This window comes from Cytobacillus sp. S13-E01, from assembly GCF_029193815.1.
In the GTDB taxonomy this organism is placed as follows: Bacteria; Bacillota; Bacilli; order Bacillales; family Bacillaceae_L; genus Bacillus_BV.
Map to the genome: position 1 here is coordinate 1 of NZ_JARFVC010000057.1, position 16,469 is coordinate 16,469.

Below are 16,469 nucleotides of genomic sequence, written 5' to 3' on the forward strand. Positions count from 1 at the left end.
GCCCCGGGGAGGGGCGGCACCACTTTCAATGCGGCGACCTCCCCCTATACTATTAAAAATTTTTCTCCAAACATTGTATAATGTGATAGATTATCAGAATTATCATCACAAGTGGAGGGAACTGAAAGGTGGAAAAGTGGAAAGTGTATATGGAGATTTATCAATTAAAACAACAAGGGTTTAAGATAAGGAGGATCGCTAAAAAGCTAGGGATTTCAAGAACAACCGTTTACAAATATTTAGAAAAATCGCCGGATGAAATGAGTTCATGGATGGCATCAACAAAAACAAGAGCAAAAAAGCTTGATCCATATGAGATGGTTATTCAAACATGGCTAAGTGAACATCCTGATCTCTCTGCATCTCAAGTTCATGACTGGTTATTCGAAAAATATAAGGGTATAGAGGTGGCTGAGAGCACAGTACGTGGTTATGTTAAAGAATTACGGGAGAAATATTCGCTTCCTAAAACAGAAACAAAACGTGTCTACGAAGCCGTTCCAGACCCTCCGATGGGGAAACAAGCTCAGGTAGACTTTGGCCAAACTATACAAAAGACATCAGATGGAAAAGAGGTCAAATTATATTTCATTAGTTTTGTACTTTCGCACTCCCGGTATAAATATGCCGAGTGGTTGGACAGGCCTTTCACTACGAAAGATGTGATTCGAACGCATGAAAATGCCTTTCAGTTTTTTGGGGGTATTCCTCACGAAATTGTTTATGATCAAGACTCTCTTATGGTAGTCAGCGAGAATGCTGGAGACCTAATTCTTACTGGTGAATTTCAAGCTTATCGTGAAGAAAGGAAATTAGTCCTTCATGTTTGCCGCAAGGCGGATCCTGAAAGCAAGGGGCGAATTGAGAACGTGGTTGGTTTTATAAAGAAAAACTTCGCTAAGAATCGTGCCTTTCACAATATCGATCAGTGGAATGAACAGGGCATCGCATGGCTTGAAAGAACAGGAAATGGTAAAGTTCACAATACAACAAAAAAGAGACCAGTCGAAGTGTTTAACCTTGAAAAACAACACTTAAGACCGGTCACTACAAAAATTACTATTTCAAGTATTGATTCAAGTATAACAAGAACCGTTAGGAAGGACAATACTATTCTCTACCTATCAAATCGGTATTCTGTTCCTCTCGGAACCCATAAGAAAGATAAAGAAGTTTATATCGAAGTGACAGATAAGAACCATTTACTTGTTCGAGAAGAAAAGGAAGGGCCTGTAATTGCCTACCATAAGATTAGTCACGAGAAAGGTAAACTGATTCAAGATCGCCAGCACACACGGGATCGCACAAAAGGCATAGCTGTTTTCATAACTAGTGTTTCCGAGAAATTTGAGGATGTGGAGCTCGCGACTGAATTTCTAACTCAAGTCCATCGTAATTACCCGCGGTATATTCGTGATCAACTTCAACTCATCTCAAAGGTGCTTCAATCTGAGCCAGAGTTTGCGAGTGATGCTTTAAAGGAATGTGTCAACAGGGGGCTGTATAGTGCGACTGAATTTAGCGATATCATCCAACATGTCAAACGCCAACGCCAAGTAAACAGCAAACCAGAGGATCGAACGGGTGAACAGTTGAAACCAATCTATGCAACCGATCAATCTGTAATTAATACAAAACCACAGACTCGAGATATAAATGAATATATAGCTTTACTGGAAGAGGGTGTATACAAATGAATCATTCCATTGAACAGCTGCAACACCGTTTACGTTCCTTAAGGTGGGCAGAAAGCGCCACCTACCTCCCCCAGCTGATTTCGAAAGCGGAAACAGAGGATTGGACGTACCGAATGTTTATTGACCACTTGACGGCTTACGAACAAAAGCGTCGTGATGAGAAACAAATTGAAAAGAGACTAAAATGGGCTGGGTTCCCTTTTTATAAAACACTTGAGGCATTCAATCTGAATGAGCAGCAATCACTAAGCAAGAAGCAAATCAACCAATTAAAGGAGTTCGCATGGCTAGATCAATTATACAACCTTATCCTTTTAGGACCAACAGGGGTGGGCAAGACGCTCCTGTCAACGGCACTAGGAATAGAAGCTATTCATCAAGGATACAAGGTGTCATTTATATCTATGGGTGAACTCATTCACACATTAAAAACAGAGGAATTTACAAGAAAGTCACAGACAAGGATGAAACGTATCAGAGACTCCCATTTAATCATTATTGATGATTTGATGTATATGGCAATGGATACTCGTGAAGCCAATCTGTTTTTTCATTTGATTAATGACCTATATGACAAATCTTCTGTCATTATAACATCGAACAAAGGGCCTCAAGAATGGGGAGAATTATTAGGTGATCCTGGCATTACAACAGCCATTTTAGATAGACTCATCCATCGGGCAGAAGTGATTCATTTTAGAGAGGAAAAAAGTTACCGAATGAAACATCGTTCTTCCATTTTTGGGAACGAAAGTGTTCAAAATTAATTAGCAAAAAGTGTTCATTTTCACTTGACGGTTACACTTATCTAGAAAGTTAGAGATTCTATTAGCATTTGAAAATCCTTTGCATGGACTTCCACCTATAATGATTGGAACTGAAGGAAAATTTGATTTATCAAATTCCGTAATATCTCCATGAACGATATGTTCACCTATATTTGATTTATACGTTTCAACCATATCCCTCTCTTTCTCGATACCGAAAATGATTGCTGAAGCTTTCTTTTTAACTGATAAAATTTGATTTATATCTACAACTTTTTTCTGAGCATTTAGAACGGTTGTTTTAGAACTAGTTGACTGTTGTTTATCTTCTGTGTAACCTTCGACAATGACTTTATCATTGAAAATTTCAACTTGTAAGTAGTCGCACCCATTAAATAATTCAAGTGCATCTTTTTTACGGATATCTATTACAGGCTTTGTCGTTTCTTTTAAAACACGTTTAGAAACGGTGTTATCCTTTTCATCAGATGAAGCTACAATAATGATTTTTTTGGATTTTGAGTCGATTATGTATTTATAATTTGCTCCTGGTTGAAATACCGTGTTTTGAAGCTCACGATCCTGTAGATAGATACCTCTTTCGGGCCTCTTAGCTTTCCTTTTTTTAAGCAAACCTTTAATAAATTTCATACATCATCATCCTTTTTTCCTTATTTGTTTGTTATTTGTATTTCTCTCTATCTATTAATATTATACCATATAAATATACAAATATACAGTAATATGTATCTAGTATTCTATTTTTTTCAATAAAAAAAGAGACTCTATTAGTCTCTTGAAAGTACCTGTTCAGGTGAATAAAATTCACAAGGTAGGCGTTTGAAATGGTCTTTTGTTCCACTTAAGAACATTTTTATTATTTTATGAAGATAGATTAGATAAATAAGCATCAGATTTATTTAATTTTATAATTATTTACTAAAAAAACAATAAGTAATATATATACAAAAATGGAAACAGGTGCAGTTACAAAAAATATTACCCTTAAAATTAAAGAAGATATACCAAAATACTCACCAATCCCTCCACATATTCCGAAAATCATCCTATCAGTGGTGGATTTAGTTAACTTTTGTAACATTTAAATTCCCCCTTTTTGTTTCTTAATCACTTCTTACACGTACTTACATCTTATATAGTTACGATAAATTGAATAAAAAGTTTCAATTATTATAAATATTTTTAAAATTAAGCGCTAATGAGAGTTATTGGAGAATTATATTCGAAGCGGAGTATTATAGTAAGAATATTATTTTTATTTTAAATAATTTTAAAATAAATTTTACAAAAATGGGTAAATGTGGTAAATTGATATTTGTTGGAAAATATATGATAGATTAAGGAGAGATGTTCATGAAGAAGAAGTTTTTAAGCATTGCCTTATGTTTAAGTATTATGTTGTTATTAACATCACAAGTATCAGCTAAGAAGGTAGATGAATCAGAAGTTAGTGTCTTGTTTACTAATTTCATAGACAGTGTATTTGATGATTTAAGTAATCTTAATGTACTAGATTCAAGTGGTTCAGATATAACTGAAGAGTTTATCGAGGAGACTTCTGATTTTTATGATAATGAAGATTATAAAAGTATTCAAAATTTGATTAAAGATAATGACTTATCAGTTTCTTTAATTAAGATTGATAATTTAAACATTGAAAGTATTTCTGATATAAGAAGCAAAACCGTTTCAAAAGAATATTATGAATATGCAACTTCGGATAGGGGATATAGCGGTGAATGGATTGTTAATGTAACTGGTAATTATTCTTATAATGCAAGTACTTATGCAGTTACCTATGCATCTACACCTTCAATTTCTCTAACTGCCACAAACTTTGGTGCATCGTTTTCTCCATATATGGATAATGTTAATACTTCTAGCTCATACTCTGGTAGCACAGCTACATTTACAGCAACATATACTATGAGGGCTGTACAAGGTATAAAGCCAATAACAGTTGATCACTATTATGGAAGCTTTGCTGCTAGTTTCCAAGACCATCCCTTACAATAAATAGTAAATATTTAGAATAGAATATAAATAAGGAGATGATAAAGTTGAAGAAACATAATCTCCTCCTGAATTAGAAGAATAAACTATAGTAAATACAAAAAGAATTTCATATAAGTGCTATGAAATTCTTTTTGTTTAGTTTCCTTTAGTTAAAATGCTATAGAATGCATAAATAGTAGAAGTTAAACCTGTTAAAAATAAAATCCAATAAAATAACTTTTTAGTATTCTTACTACGAAAATATAAATAAATCACTATATAATAAAATATAGAACTACATACTAAGAATAAGATAACATGAATTATATTACTCAATGATATAGTAGCATATTCTATCTTTATAATTTCGAAAGATGAATTTAAACTGTATGGGTTAGTAAAAATCATTAAAAAAGTACTTAAAAAAAGTATTGCACCCATTCTCTGTAACAACCATTTAATATCTCGTTTTTTTTGGGGTTTAATAATAGTTTTTTGTGGGTTAATAATAATGGCATCATTTTGGTTTTTTTGAATCTCCATAGCATTTCTCCTTTTATAAAATTTTTCTATATTATACCATATATACACTAAAAGAGCCTTTCGTCTTAACTTACCAGTCATTTTATACTATCTTTGTAAAACAGTTTGAAATCGATGAAAGAAGCTTTAGCTAACAGTATTCCATTTGGAAAAAGATTCAAAAAAAGAGACTTTATTAGTCTCTTAATCTAGTTTATTCATTAGAATCAATTATATCTTCAGGTGAATAATATTCTCCTGGTAAACGTTTGAAATGCTTTTTGTTCCATGTAATAACGCTTTTTTTATTCTTGGATGCTAAAGTCGATAAATAAGCGTCGATAAAATCTACATTCATAGAATGATAGGCTTCAAGTGAAGATAGCAATACTTCTTTTTCATCTACTTTGATTCCTGGGGATTCTATGATTTGCGAAAGCTTTGAAGCAATATCCTTCGGTGTATATTTATAACGTGAAGATTCAAGTACCCAGCAACATTCTGCAACGATGTGGGATGTAAGGATTAAGGTTATTTTCCCATTAACAACCTCTTGAAAAACCTCTAGTGCGATAGGTGATTGGACTGGATCATCATTTGTAAGAAAACGTATTATTAGGTTAGTATCTGCGTAAAATTCCTGAATGCTCATACAATATAAAACCTCACTTTAAAATTTTTACAGAAGTTCACCTTGTGTTTTCTCGTCGCTAGCTCTACTTCTTATTGTTTCCCATTCAAGGACCGTTTCCTCTTTAGATGGCATTGATCCGAATAGTGAAAGTAATGAATCTTTCTTAATAGCTTTTATAATTACTTCACCAGATTCATTTAAACTAAACTCTATTTGGTCACCTGTACTAGCTTGAATTGCTTCTCTAATTTTTTGTGGTATGGTAACTTGTCCTTTGGAAGTAAGGGTAGATTTCTGGGATAAGGTGACATGTGAACCTTCATGGTAAGACTGTGGTTGGTAAGCCATTTGTATTGTTCCTCCCCTTTGACTTAAAGTAGTATTGGTTAACATACTACTTCGATAAAACTAAATACTCTCCTTTTCATTATTAATTGGGTAACCCACTTTCCCTACTTACATACTATTTTAGTATTACTTTTAATTTTAGTAAAGAAATTATTTCACTCCTTACTTTATCTTTATCCCTTACTCGATATGATCTGTGTCTCTAGTTCCTGAATATTGCAATCAGGACAAACATATTCGATTAACATAGTTTATCCCACCTTTTTCACTCTCATAGTGCTATAACTCCATTTGCGATTTTGATCTATTATGTTTAAGATGTTCGATAGAGAGTGCGAAAAAGACAAACGAAACTTTATTTCTAAGTTGACTTGGTTTTGGGTGTATGCGACAAGCTTGAACCACTCATGGTTAAAACCACGAGATTCCTGGATAACCACTCCTAACAGAGGGTAATTTATCAGGCTACCCCCGTCGTTCCGACGGTTGTTTTCCCTAAAAGGGGTACCGTCAGGAAAATGCGGATTTACAACGCTAAGCCCATTGTCCTGACGGTACCCCCGTTTTTTAACAACGTTAAGAAAGTTTTAGTGGTCTTAAAGAATCTAATGAGATCACTTTCTCCGAATTAAAGTGGTATTCTCCTAGCAAATTAATATGTTCCCATCCTAAAGGTGACATATTGTGTAATAAGTCTTCATTAAAACTACCTGTCCGTTTTTGATATTCAACTACTTTTGTTAGATGTAGAGTATTCCAGATACTGATAGCATTGATAATTATATTTAGAGCACTGGCTCTTTGAAGCTGATGCTGTATGGTTCGTTCCCTAATTAATATCGACCAAATTTCTAATCCTTCAAACAATTTGGATACTTTTCAAAAGATGTTGCTGCTGATTTAGAGATAACCACGTCCTCATTAAGAAAATGTAATTACTAACATAATGATAGAAAGCCTTTTCATACTAATTACCTCTCCCAATTGGAAAAGTTTTGAAAATACTAGGAAAGGGATATTTGAAAGAAGTTCAGCTATACCAATTTGCGGGATGTGACTGGAGTAAAAATTACAGATTTGGTAAAAAAGGAAAATCCCTTTAATTTATTTAGAAAAATGGTCATTTTTTACTATTAATTATGGGATAAAGATAAAAATTCCCCCTATTTCAATTATTCTAAGGAAACATGTCTTTTCATAATTCTTGAACAGGGCTTCCACGAAATAAGTAACAAGTTTCAACAAAAATCTGGTAAAATAATAGGAACTTGTGTTCTGATTTTAGTTGTTTTTTTGGGGGTTAATTACTCTTTAATTAGTAGGAGGTTGATGGTCGTTATGAAAAGGTACAAAAGTTTAGAAAAATATGAGAATGAGAACTCAGAATTCTTATCTCAGCCTATTGTTAAGAGTTTCTTTGATAAAGATGCTAGCAATTTGTTACTGCTCAAAGAAGCTATTATTGAAGGGAACTCGATTGCTAAAAAGCAATTGGATTACAGGTTTGCCGAACACTTTTATTTATATCGTTTAATCAAATATACGTCTACGCTCTCCCATCATTTTTCTAACGATTTTGATAAAAAACGCAGAAAACAGAAGGAGCGGTATCTTCTATTAATAGACCAACCCTATGATAATGGAGAGGGTCAAAATTCTATGGTAGATTATCTTTCATTTAAACAAGAGATTGTAAAGTTTGATAGTGCGAACATGGACTCTTCCTTATTTGATTTGGTAGACGATGAATTGTTGTATAACGTTTTAATGAAATTAAACAATAAAGAACAAGAAATCCTTCGACTTCTTGTGGTTAAACAATTAAAACAAGTCGAAGTAGCAGAACTGTACGGTGACACGCCTCAAAACATTGCTAAGATAAAGAAAAAAGCATTAACAAAGTTAAAAAGTGAGTATAGAAAAGAGGTCGAAAAGAATGAGAATGGACAAGCAAATAGATAAAAAGAAGATCTTAACCAAAGCACTACTACTAATGAACCCTAAGATTAAAAAATCATTATTAAATGCGGAAAGGAGCGAAAGAGAGGATTTGGAACAAGAAATAAGATTAAAGGTCAGCGAAGCTGTACTTAATGGAAAAATTGAATTTCCACTTACTTATAGTGATTACCAGGAAGAGTTCAATAAAAAAAATAATTTACGGGCTAACTTTTGTTAGGTCGTTTTTTTATTTATTTGAAATAATTAATTTTCACATTGATGGTTTATTAACTAAGAATTTCACGCTCTTTATTACCAAAGGGGGTGAATGAGATGGAAATGCCCGTACTAGTCGGGATACTTGGTAATTTCGGCTTTCCTGTTGTGATTGCAATCTATCTTTTAATGCGTTTTGAGAAGCGAATTGAGAGTTTAACAGAAGCAATAGCGAAACTACAACAAATAATGAATACAAAATTTTAGAAAAAAATTAAGTGGTTGTTTTTTTAAAAAAGATTTCTCTTTCATTAATAACAAGTTAAGAACGGCGCCGGAAAAAACTTGTTAAAAACTAAAACATTAATTAGGAGGAATTTTTTATTATGGCTTATATTTCAGGAGTTTCAGAATATACACAAATTTTACAGGTTACTAAAGCAAAAATCGAGAACATGCAAATTGCACAGCGAAACATGCATGACTCTGGAATTGTTGATTTGGACACGAACAGATTAACAACAGTATTAGGAACAGTAGCTAGTGTTTTAAGTTTCGCTTTTCTTCAAAGCACAGCTGGTGGTGCGGCAATTGCAACAGTTGGTGTGGCATCAGCATTAGCACCTAACCCAAAAGAAATATTAAAAGATCTAGTTTATGAAGGTTATTGGAACATGGGTTATATAGAAGAAGTGTTCAATAATCCAAAATATGACTTGGTTGAGGCTGAATTTCCTTTTATCGAATATGTTGTTGATGGTAAGACAATTCGATTTGTTATGGGTCCAGCAGCAGTTCTTAGAGTTCGTACTACTGATGGTTATTGGGAAGTTAGAAGTTAAATAAAAAAAGTGTCTTGGATAATATCCTGGGCACTTTTTTTATTTAAAGTAATTTTCAATGTCTGTTAAAGAACGACCGTTTAAAATTTCAAAGCTATTTTGACTGGTTGGTTTATAAATGTATACCAACATATAGTTTTCATCATATATGGTCATTCCTACACTTCTTTCTTCGTTTTCTCTTATTGTAATCCAGTAGGATTCATCGAATTTTAATTTTTTCAAGCTGCGTTCTTTAAATTCTACTTGTGAGAAGATTTGTATAAAATTGTTAATCTCATTCTTGTTTTGCAGAATTTTTTCTTTGTTGTCGGAAGACTTAATAATCTCGATAGAAGTTATGTCAGATACATCAATATCACTTAATACATTATCTAACGATGTAGTTTTGTTTACATTATAAAAATAAAAAATACCTAAAAACACAATGATTATTGATGCAAAAGCCAATAAACTCTTTTTCAATCAAACTCTACCTCCTTTTTAGAATATTCTTTCTAATAATACCATATTTCTCCATAGTTTTTTTACTAAACAAAGAAGTAAAATAATTAGCTGAATGAAAGCTAGAATCTTTTTCATATAATTTATAGGGGTACCGTCAGGACAATGGGCTTAGCGTTGTAAATCTGCATTTTCCTGACGGTACCCCTAAAAGGCGTAAACCTTCAATCTCAATATTTGTCGCAGCATTCCAATCACGAAGATGTTCTGCACCAAGCACCATTTCGGCGCACAGTAACAGAGATAATACGCCCTTGAATCTCACGAGATTTAGCAAAACGAATCCAACCTAGTTTAGGCAACTTAATCTTGTTATCTTCTATTTTAATATTGTTATTCGTCTTCTTTGTGGTGTAAGATTGCACAGGACGTTTTCTGCTTTTAAATACAGGTTTATCATTCTGTTTTTTATAGAAACGATCATAAGCCTCGCTTAATGTTTTTACAGCTGTTTGCACAGCGATAGAATCAACTTCTTTTAACCAAGGATACGTTGACTTCAAGCTAGGTAGTTGTTTTGAACATGTTCCATAGGAAAGACCTTTTCCTGTTTCTTGATATGTTTCATTCCACATATTAAGAAAGTGGTTATAGACAAAACGACAAGAACCCAAGGTTCGGTTCATTAGATTTTGTTGTTCTTTATTGGGATAGATACGATATCGAAACGATTTATGTATAGTTTTTCCCATGAATCAAACCTCCTCCTTGTCATTTCTTTCTAAATGTAGAATTAAACAATTGGTTAAAGTGATTCTTCATATTGTTTTATAACTTTATAGAAAGTATTTTTCTTTAGATCTAGCATTTCATAGAATTTTACAGCTGTAATCTCTTTTCTTTTCCAGCTATTATAATATGTTGTAATAATGTGTTTTTGTTCTTTAGATAAAGAGTTAAAAGTGATTTTAGGTCTTCCTAATATACCCTTATCTCTGGCAATAGCAATTCCTTCAGCTTGTCTTTGTTTGATCTTCTTGCGTTCCTGATCTGCAACATAAGATAGAAGTGAAAGGAACTGATCTTCCATGAGTTTCCCCATATCACCCATTTCTTTGAATTTTCTACTATCAAATAAGGACTCATTATCTAAAACGATTATGTCAGCCTTTAGTTCTCTAGTGATATGTTTCCACTCACTTATTACTCCATCATAATTTCTTCCTAAACGATCCAGTGAATCAATATATAATAAATCACCTTCTCTTATAAATCTTTTCATAAGCTTGTACTCAGGGCGTTCAAAGTCTTTTCCTGTTTGTTTATCGATAAAGATTAATCTCTCTTCAATACCTAGCTCTAACATTTTTTTATACTGTCTTTCTATATTTTGATCTTTACTCGATACACGAATATAAGCTATTTTTTTATTTTCATATCCCATAAATTTCAATACTCCAATTTCACATTCATTAATTACAATATAGTTGATCTGACCAAAATTAGCTGATTATCGGATTAATTGCTTTAACATTTTCAAATATGACACTTACTTTTATATAGCTGTTTTCTTTCCTTAGAATAATAAATGGTTTGTTTAAAAATAGAAATTGAGGATGGACGTCATACTCATGGATCAAGTTCAATGAATCTAAGTGCATAACTTTAGAATTTGCCTTTACACGAAATAATGAGTAAATAGCATATACTTCACTGTTTTCGAAATATAAACCATCCTCTTTATGCTCGATGGCGTAGTTATTCATATCTGTTTGTATTTCAAATCCACTAGTAGCAAGAGAATATAAATCAACCTTTTTTCCAGCAGACTCTAATAAATGGATTGTAAATTCAAATTGACCAATTTTTTGTTTTAAGTACAGCTCAGTAATCTTTCCATTTGTTAAAGCCATTCCTTCATTATCATAAAAAACTAAAGATGAACCTTTTTCAATTCCATCAAAAAACATTAATTCTGAACTATCTATTGATATTCCCTGTTTTATTAATGGTAGAAGACGGTTAGGTATCTTTACTGACTTTAGATCTGTTATCTCTTTTTCCAATAATGGTGGCGTTATATCACGAAAAATGAAACCATTGTCAACTCTAACAAATTCAAACTTATCATTTACGCTTGTTTCTACAAAAAAACTCTTATACTCTTTCAATTGAGAAATATGAATCATCTAATCTTCTCCGATCTAAAATTTAATTTTATCTAGTGTCAACTTTTTTCGAACTACGACATTAAGCATTATACTTCTTATATTTGGCTGCTCCTTCATAAAAATTAAAGTTTACAGGTGCCAAAGCTATACCCCATTCGCCACCTGCTTTTTTATCGCCAAACCAACTTGTTTTTCCTGAAAAGGAATCCAATCCAAGCCTAATTTCTTTGAATTCTTTTAGATGCGGAAGTAAAAATTCAGTTAAATACTTCTCGTAAGAATCATAATAAACAGCTCCTAGATTCCCCTTACAAATTTTTTTGTAGAATTCATAGAAATTTTGTCCGTCATATTTTAAAAAGAATTTCATTTCAAGTCTTAGTTCACCTTTTGGTGGAAACAAAACATAAATATCTTTAAATTTATTTAGTATTTCATTCATTAAAAGCACCTCTTTATCTTCGAAATGTCCAGTTTTAATTAAATATCATAGGAGTCACATACTTTAATTTCCCACCAATTACATTTTGCGTTTGGTCCGTAATTATCCGTTATCCAATTTTGGATAATTTGTTCACAATCTGGATTGTTCGGTCTATTAACATCTTCCTTAACGTTTAAGACAACTGGTTCGTTATTATCAAATACTACAAAAAACTTCTTATAACCTGCTTCAATTACATTTAAAACACATGTTTTACAAAACTTACCCTTTAAAATCGTATTATCTGGATTTATAAAAGTAGAAGGTGGATTAAATAATTTAGGTGACACTTCATTACAAGAACTACATCTATTCTCCACTAAAAATTCCCCTTTGACATATCCATATTCCTTCAATTTTTCTTCCATTAATTGTTTTGCTTCAACAGGATCGCTTGGTAACTTAATTACTTCAGCTTTTCCTTCAGCAATAAGAGTGTCGTAAAACGCTTTAACGTCAAAATTCCTCTTTCTAGGTTTTGAATGCATGTTTATTAACCTACTTTCTATGTCGTATAATCAGTCTGTCTAATATTAGGTAAATCGCCTTTTGTTCGTAATTATCTTTTTATTGCCATCGCAAAAACATTAGCTTCTATTTCTTTTTGGTGGTCAGACATATCAATCATCCTTAAATCGAAGTGCGACACACTTATCCAAAGAATTTTTTGTAAGACTTTCTCGCTTCTCTCAATTGCTTATTTCTATACTCAACAAAGTTATCTGCATCTTCTTCTGTCATATCTGGAAACGTATAAGTAAACCAAGGTTTTTCGTTACGCTTAAAGATTGTTATTTTCCAATATTTCTCTTCCTCGAAATAATAACCTTTTGTTGCACAAATACCTCGTACTGCGACATAACTTACTGTGTTCTTTCCCACAAAATCTCTATTACACCATTATCATCTGTTACATATTCAAAGCATCTTTGACAGTTACTGTTATCACACTCCAAGTAGTCCATATTGGTTCCGTACTCTGCTGTCCGCAGCCACCTTCGATGGCGGTTTTATTGCCAGCGGCAGTGACGGGGCAACTGACTAACGGTCACCCTCAACACCACTGGCATTTACAATGGACAATTTGGTTGTCGAAGATTAAAACGGAAAGTTCCCGATTTTTTCTTTCGACTCTTTTTCAAGAAAACCATTCAAGTGATATAATGCATTTTTCATTTTGATTAACTCATGTATCTCCGTTCTTAATCGTTCAATAGTTGCTTCCATCTCGGCAATGCCATTCTCCAACTGTTCATAATACTGGGGAATCCCTCTACTACAGTTCATTTATCACCCGATGTATATGAGATTCGCCTACAATCTTATTACCTTGAATAAAGGCATCCAATAAGCTTTGACTACAAAGTGTATTGATCTTACGTGGAATCCCTTGACTAAAATTATAAATTGCCTGGATAGCCTCTTCTGAAAAGATTTCATGAGGGGTTTCAACCACTTTTAACTGATGTCGTATATAATCAATCGTCTCTTTTTCTGTTAGACCACTCATTTGGTAGCGCATCTGAATTCGTTGTTCAATTGCTTCAAGTTGCTTTACCCTTAATAGATTTCTTAGACTTGGTTGCCCCACCACAATAAGAGATAAAGGGGACATTGAATCTTCTTTAAAATTGAGAATGAAGCGTAGTTCCTGTAACATTGAGTCAGAAAAGTGATGTGCCTCATCTAGAACAATGACGATACGCTTTCTCTCATTTTCATAAAGATCAAGCATCAAAGATTGGTACTGTCGCTTTACATCCGTTGAACGAAAGGCAGGTTGAATGCCGAAGTTCTGCAGAACTTCTCTGTAAAAAAGTTTTGGATTCAAGGAAGAGTCACATATATATAGATAATGATAATGAATAGGATCTAATTGATGAACTAACGACCGGATTGCCGTTGATTTTCCCATCCCAGCTTCCCCTGTTAAAAGACAAAATTGACGGTTCTGCACGGCATATTCTAATCGTGCAGATGCTTCCCTTTGGCTAGAGGAATTGAATAGATGCTTAGGTGAAATCTCACGTGTGAAAGGAACACCCTTCATTTCGAAAAAGTCTAGCATCATTCATTCCCCCTTGATTGTTTCTCTTTTAATTTGGCAAAACTGGTTGTACCAACTTGTTTTCGTTTTTCTTCTTCCTGGTGCCTCTTCAATTGTTCCAAGAAACTAGAAACACCTACAGGAGAGTGGTCATTTTCCGCATCCTCTGGTAATTTGGAGTGGCTTTGATTACGGAGTTCCGCAGGCTTAGCGTCATCAAAGCGCTCATCATCCTTCCATACTTGAATCATTGATAAATCGAATGGATTATAGCGAATTTGAATTCGTTTTCCACGTAACGAGGAATCTACATCATACTGATTGCCTTCTAATTCGATGATCGCTGTTTTTCGTACAGTTCGTTCCTCTTCCCAAAGGAAAATCTCTTTCAAGCTTTCTGCGGGAAGGTGACGAGTTTGTTCTTCCTTCGCTTCATAGCGTTTCTTAGGCGTTTGTTTTGTACTGCGATGAATACGGTTATCATATGCTTCTAACCAAGACCGTAGGTATTCGTTCAATTGCTTTAATGTCGTGAGTTTTCCTTGATTGATTAACAAATTCGCTTCTCCTGTAAAACTACTATCTACAAATTGGAAATATTTCTCAATTTTTCCTTTTGATTCTGGCGAATATGGCTTTGCGTGCACAAGTTTTGTACCCATTCGTGCACACATAATTTGAAACTGCTTGGCACTATAAACCGAACCGTTATCGCAGAAAAAAAGGTTTGGAACACCAAATCTTACAACAGCTTTTTGAACACAACGTTCTAAACGAGGATATCTTTCTTCCATAAAAAATTCGGCATGCATAATTCTTCTACTATGATCGTCTATAATCGCTATGAGATAGGCCTTTTTTCGCTTATCAGGATTTTTTGGATCGGGTAAATAGAGGGTGTGCTGCGTATCTGCTTGCCAGCAATCATTTGGTGAATCATGTTCAAAATGTCGGAATTCCTTCTTTACCGCACGGTAAATGTCTTTTTTACTCCAGCCCGTTTCTTGGAAATATCGTGATAGAGTGCGAGGTTTTAGAACACCCACTGAAACCATACCCTCTAACTCTAGTATTCGGATAACCTGTTCAACACTTCTACTAGGTAATTCCTTTCGTAACTCAATCGCTCGTTTCAGCACCTCTGGATCTTGATTCTGTAAGCTTCCTCTTTTTTCTCTCAATTGAGGTTTAAGTCCCTCAAACCCATCCTGCTCGTAAGCTTGAAGATACCTCTCTAATGATCGAATACTCACTGTATTCTTTTCACTGCCTGGGACAGTATATCTTTGTTTAGCAACTTCCTTTAAAAGGGCATACCTCTCCCCAGGCTGTAGTTGCCGTTGAACGATTGGTGCAATTAATCCAAATCGAAAGGCAGCTACCTCGTTTCGCGTCGTTTCATTCATCTCTTTTTCTCCTCTCATTCCATAAAATAGGAAACAACCCCATTTTCCTAGATTTTTAGCTTCTAAGATAGGGACATATTTTGTGGAGCAAGAAAAAGGAATTTTTATAAATATTGACCAATTAATCCGACGTTTTACCTGACTTCACCGATAGAAAATGGGCTGGCGGAGATTGATCATGGAAAGAAGCCTTCCTTTACAAGGAATAGCGCCATCATTAAAAAAGAAGGAGAGAAGAAGTTGAATCTCTTGGCTAGAGCTTATTCCTTCTCGATATAAGGGCAGTACCCCTTCTTCACCATCGAACTCAGCTATCCATTTCTTTCGTTGATCAATCCACCAGTTTCCCCATAGTTCTTGAAACCGACGCTTCCAACGATAAAGTGTCTTAAGGGAAACGACTGAAACTGATGAGGTCGTTAAAAGCTCAGCTAATTGACTAATGGGAATGCCGCTAATCAACCATCTTCCTAAAAATTCATAAATATGTATGGCAAACCTTCCCCACGGGATAGCAAAGCAAGGCATCAACGAAAAGGTTTTATTACAATCTGGACACCTTCTACGCATGATAGGAATCCGGAAGGATTGATGCTTAAAATGAATCGTTTTTTTATACTTTCCGTGTTTTCTGGTTTTCCTTCCACAACAGGGGCAAAAAACCTCTTCATTAAAAGTTTTAACAAATCTCTTATATTTATTGATAGCAATGGGGCACTTTAGTATAATAGTCATCATAGTGTGAGGTTATTTGTTCTCTGGGCCGCCAAGCGAAGAGGAACAAATAACCTTTTCCTTTTCTAGTTTAAGAGCCGTCAGCTCTAATGACATTATACAATAGTCATTAGAGCTGACGGCTCTTTCTTTTAATACCATCCGACAAAAATAAAGACCAACTTCCATTAGATAGCGACATTAAGGATGGCTGCGAACA

The 16,469-nt window shown here is 34.0% G+C and carries 22 protein-coding genes and 2 pseudogenes; 7 read left to right on the forward strand and 17 right to left on the reverse strand.

What is annotated here, in order from left to right:
- The first annotated feature begins 128 nt into the window (after positions 1-128).
- Entirely contained in the window at positions 129-1,697 is a 1,569-nt protein-coding gene (gene istA, locus PY093_RS20550) for an IS21 family transposase (protein ID WP_275647389.1), read from the forward strand.
- Entirely contained in the window at positions 1,694-2,464 is a 771-nt protein-coding gene (gene istB / locus PY093_RS20555; protein ID WP_275647388.1) for an IS21-like element helper ATPase IstB, read from the forward strand. The genes istA and istB overlap by 4 nt, the downstream gene beginning before the upstream one ends.
- On the opposite strand, the gene PY093_RS20560 is transcribed toward istB, so the two are convergent.
- Both PY093_RS20560 and PY093_RS20565 read right to left on the reverse strand, forming a co-directional pair.
- The gene (locus tag PY093_RS20560; protein ID WP_275647632.1) at positions 2,465-3,115 is read right to left on the reverse strand and encodes a DNA cytosine methyltransferase; all 651 of its coding nucleotides are present in this window, start codon (positions 3,113-3,115) and stop codon (positions 2,465-2,467) included.
- Positions 3,116-3,380: 265 nt separating this feature from the next.
- Positions 3,381-3,566, reverse strand: a complete 186-nt coding sequence (locus PY093_RS20565) for a PspC domain-containing protein (RefSeq protein WP_275647633.1) — start codon at positions 3,564-3,566, stop codon at positions 3,381-3,383.
- A gap of 272 nt (positions 3,567-3,838) precedes the next feature.
- Between PY093_RS20565 and PY093_RS20570 the strand changes: the two genes are divergently transcribed.
- Positions 3,839-4,501 (forward strand): hypothetical protein, encoded by a 663-nt coding sequence (locus PY093_RS20570; protein ID WP_275647634.1) that lies wholly within the window; start codon positions 3,839-3,841, stop codon positions 4,499-4,501.
- A gap of 135 nt (positions 4,502-4,636) precedes the next feature.
- On the opposite strand, the gene PY093_RS20575 is transcribed toward PY093_RS20570, so the two are convergent.
- The 4 genes and pseudogenes from PY093_RS20575 to PY093_RS20590 form a co-directional block, all read right to left on the reverse strand.
- Positions 4,637-5,023, reverse strand: a complete 387-nt coding sequence (locus PY093_RS20575; RefSeq protein ID WP_275647635.1) for a hypothetical protein — start codon at positions 5,021-5,023, stop codon at positions 4,637-4,639.
- A gap of 193 nt (positions 5,024-5,216) precedes the next feature.
- Complete coding sequence (locus PY093_RS20580; RefSeq protein WP_275647636.1) at positions 5,217-5,654, reverse strand: PIN domain-containing protein; 438 nt, start codon at positions 5,652-5,654, stop codon at positions 5,217-5,219.
- Positions 5,655-5,681: 27 nt separating this feature from the next.
- Positions 5,682-5,984 carry an AbrB/MazE/SpoVT family DNA-binding domain-containing protein gene (locus PY093_RS20585; RefSeq protein ID WP_275647637.1) on the reverse strand — a complete coding sequence of 101 codons (303 nt, stop codon included), beginning with the start codon at positions 5,982-5,984 and terminating at the stop codon, positions 5,682-5,684.
- Positions 5,985-6,560: 576 nt separating this feature from the next.
- A pseudogene (locus PY093_RS20590) lies at positions 6,561-6,818 on the reverse strand (Tn3 family transposase); the annotation flags it as partial.
- Positions 6,819-7,322: 504 nt separating this feature from the next.
- Here PY093_RS20590 and PY093_RS20595 point away from each other — a divergent pair.
- The 4 genes from PY093_RS20595 to PY093_RS20610 all read left to right on the forward strand — a co-directional run bounded on the left by PY093_RS20595 (position 7,323) and on the right by PY093_RS20610 (position 8,983).
- Entirely contained in the window at positions 7,323-7,946 is a 624-nt protein-coding gene (locus PY093_RS20595) for a sigma factor-like helix-turn-helix DNA-binding protein (RefSeq protein WP_275647638.1), read from the forward strand.
- Positions 7,921-8,163 carry a hypothetical protein gene (locus PY093_RS20600; protein WP_275647639.1) on the forward strand — a complete coding sequence of 81 codons (243 nt, stop codon included), beginning with the start codon at positions 7,921-7,923 and terminating at the stop codon, positions 8,161-8,163. Before PY093_RS20595 ends, PY093_RS20600 begins: the two co-directional genes overlap by 26 nt.
- 95 nt (positions 8,164-8,258) lie before the next feature.
- Positions 8,259-8,408: a YvrJ family protein gene (locus PY093_RS20605; RefSeq protein WP_275647640.1), complete on the forward strand. Its 150-nt coding sequence runs from the start codon at positions 8,259-8,261 to the stop codon at positions 8,406-8,408.
- Positions 8,409-8,527: 119 nt separating this feature from the next.
- Positions 8,528-8,983 carry a hypothetical protein gene (locus PY093_RS20610; RefSeq protein WP_275647641.1) on the forward strand — a complete coding sequence of 152 codons (456 nt, stop codon included), beginning with the start codon at positions 8,528-8,530 and terminating at the stop codon, positions 8,981-8,983.
- Positions 8,984-9,022: 39 nt separating this feature from the next.
- On the opposite strand, the gene PY093_RS20615 is transcribed toward PY093_RS20610, so the two are convergent.
- From PY093_RS20615 to PY093_RS20665, 11 genes and pseudogenes are all read right to left on the reverse strand, one after another.
- Entirely contained in the window at positions 9,023-9,448 is a 426-nt protein-coding gene (locus PY093_RS20615) for a DUF5301 domain-containing protein (protein ID WP_275647642.1), read from the reverse strand.
- Positions 9,449-9,708: 260 nt separating this feature from the next.
- A pseudogene (locus tag PY093_RS20620) lies at positions 9,709-10,179 on the reverse strand (RNA-guided endonuclease TnpB family protein); the annotation flags it as partial.
- 53 nt (positions 10,180-10,232) lie between these two features.
- Positions 10,233-10,871 (reverse strand): recombinase family protein, encoded by a 639-nt coding sequence (locus tag PY093_RS20625; RefSeq protein WP_275647643.1) that lies wholly within the window; start codon positions 10,869-10,871, stop codon positions 10,233-10,235.
- A 58-nt stretch (positions 10,872-10,929) separates the two neighbouring features.
- Complete coding sequence (locus tag PY093_RS20630) at positions 10,930-11,616, reverse strand: hypothetical protein (protein WP_275647644.1); 687 nt, start codon at positions 11,614-11,616, stop codon at positions 10,930-10,932.
- A 61-nt stretch (positions 11,617-11,677) separates the two neighbouring features.
- Positions 11,678-12,040, reverse strand: coding sequence for a hypothetical protein (locus tag PY093_RS20635; protein ID WP_275647645.1), 363 nt, complete (start codon positions 12,038-12,040; stop codon positions 11,678-11,680).
- A 38-nt stretch (positions 12,041-12,078) separates the two neighbouring features.
- A complete protein-coding gene (locus tag PY093_RS20640; protein WP_275647646.1) occupies positions 12,079-12,570 on the reverse strand; it encodes a hypothetical protein in 492 nt (163 codons plus the stop codon).
- 163 nt (positions 12,571-12,733) lie between these two features.
- Positions 12,734-12,964 carry a hypothetical protein gene (locus tag PY093_RS20645; RefSeq protein ID WP_275647647.1) on the reverse strand — a complete coding sequence of 77 codons (231 nt, stop codon included), beginning with the start codon at positions 12,962-12,964 and terminating at the stop codon, positions 12,734-12,736.
- Between the two features lie 216 nt (positions 12,965-13,180).
- A complete protein-coding gene (locus PY093_RS20650; RefSeq protein ID WP_275647032.1) occupies positions 13,181-13,369 on the reverse strand; it encodes a hypothetical protein in 189 nt (62 codons plus the stop codon).
- A complete protein-coding gene (locus PY093_RS20655) occupies positions 13,359-14,153 on the reverse strand; it encodes an ExeA family protein (RefSeq protein ID WP_275647033.1) in 795 nt (264 codons plus the stop codon). Before PY093_RS20655 ends, PY093_RS20650 begins: the two co-directional genes overlap by 11 nt.
- Positions 14,150-15,535: a DDE-type integrase/transposase/recombinase gene (locus tag PY093_RS20660; RefSeq protein ID WP_275647034.1), complete on the reverse strand. Its 1,386-nt coding sequence runs from the start codon at positions 15,533-15,535 to the stop codon at positions 14,150-14,152. Before PY093_RS20660 ends, PY093_RS20655 begins: the two co-directional genes overlap by 4 nt.
- A 144-nt stretch (positions 15,536-15,679) precedes the next feature.
- Positions 15,680-16,273: a DUF6431 domain-containing protein gene (locus tag PY093_RS20665; RefSeq protein WP_345774247.1), complete on the reverse strand. Its 594-nt coding sequence runs from the start codon at positions 16,271-16,273 to the stop codon at positions 15,680-15,682.
- Positions 16,274-16,469: the final 196 nt, after the last annotated feature.

Coding starts and splice junctions, on each gene's coding strand:
- istB (WP_275647388.1), top strand. CDS start 1,694: ATGAATCATTCCATTGAACAGCTGCAACACCGTTTACGTTCCTTAAGG.
- PY093_RS20560 (WP_275647632.1), bottom strand. CDS start 3,115: ATGAAATTTATTAAAGGTTTGCTTAAAAAAAGGAAAGCTAAGAGGCCC.
- PY093_RS20565 (WP_275647633.1), bottom strand. CDS start 3,566: ATGTTACAAAAGTTAACTAAATCCACCACTGATAGGATGATTTTCGGA.
- PY093_RS20570 (WP_275647634.1), top strand. CDS start 3,839: ATGAAGAAGAAGTTTTTAAGCATTGCCTTATGTTTAAGTATTATGTTG.
- PY093_RS20575 (WP_275647635.1), bottom strand. CDS start 5,023: ATGGAGATTCAAAAAAACCAAAATGATGCCATTATTATTAACCCACAA.
- PY093_RS20580 (WP_275647636.1), bottom strand. CDS start 5,654: ATGAGCATTCAGGAATTTTACGCAGATACTAACCTAATAATACGTTTT.
- PY093_RS20585 (WP_275647637.1), bottom strand. CDS start 5,984: ATGGCTTACCAACCACAGTCTTACCATGAAGGTTCACATGTCACCTTA.
- PY093_RS20595 (WP_275647638.1), top strand. CDS start 7,323: ATGAAAAGGTACAAAAGTTTAGAAAAATATGAGAATGAGAACTCAGAA.
- PY093_RS20600 (WP_275647639.1), top strand. CDS start 7,921: ATGAGAATGGACAAGCAAATAGATAAAAAGAAGATCTTAACCAAAGCA.
- PY093_RS20605 (WP_275647640.1), top strand. CDS start 8,259: ATGGAAATGCCCGTACTAGTCGGGATACTTGGTAATTTCGGCTTTCCT.
- PY093_RS20610 (WP_275647641.1), top strand. CDS start 8,528: ATGGCTTATATTTCAGGAGTTTCAGAATATACACAAATTTTACAGGTT.
- PY093_RS20625 (WP_275647643.1), bottom strand. CDS start 10,871: ATGGGATATGAAAATAAAAAAATAGCTTATATTCGTGTATCGAGTAAA.
- PY093_RS20630 (WP_275647644.1), bottom strand. CDS start 11,616: ATGATTCATATTTCTCAATTGAAAGAGTATAAGAGTTTTTTTGTAGAA.
- PY093_RS20635 (WP_275647645.1), bottom strand. CDS start 12,040: ATGAATGAAATACTAAATAAATTTAAAGATATTTATGTTTTGTTTCCA.
- PY093_RS20640 (WP_275647646.1), bottom strand. CDS start 12,570: ATGCATTCAAAACCTAGAAAGAGGAATTTTGACGTTAAAGCGTTTTAC.
- PY093_RS20650 (WP_275647032.1), bottom strand. CDS start 13,369: ATGAACTGTAGTAGAGGGATTCCCCAGTATTATGAACAGTTGGAGAAT.
- PY093_RS20655 (WP_275647033.1), bottom strand. CDS start 14,153: ATGATGCTAGACTTTTTCGAAATGAAGGGTGTTCCTTTCACACGTGAG.
- PY093_RS20660 (WP_275647034.1), bottom strand. CDS start 15,535: ATGAATGAAACGACGCGAAACGAGGTAGCTGCCTTTCGATTTGGATTA.
- PY093_RS20665 (WP_345774247.1), bottom strand. CDS start 16,273: ATGATGACTATTATACTAAAGTGCCCCATTGCTATCAATAAATATAAG.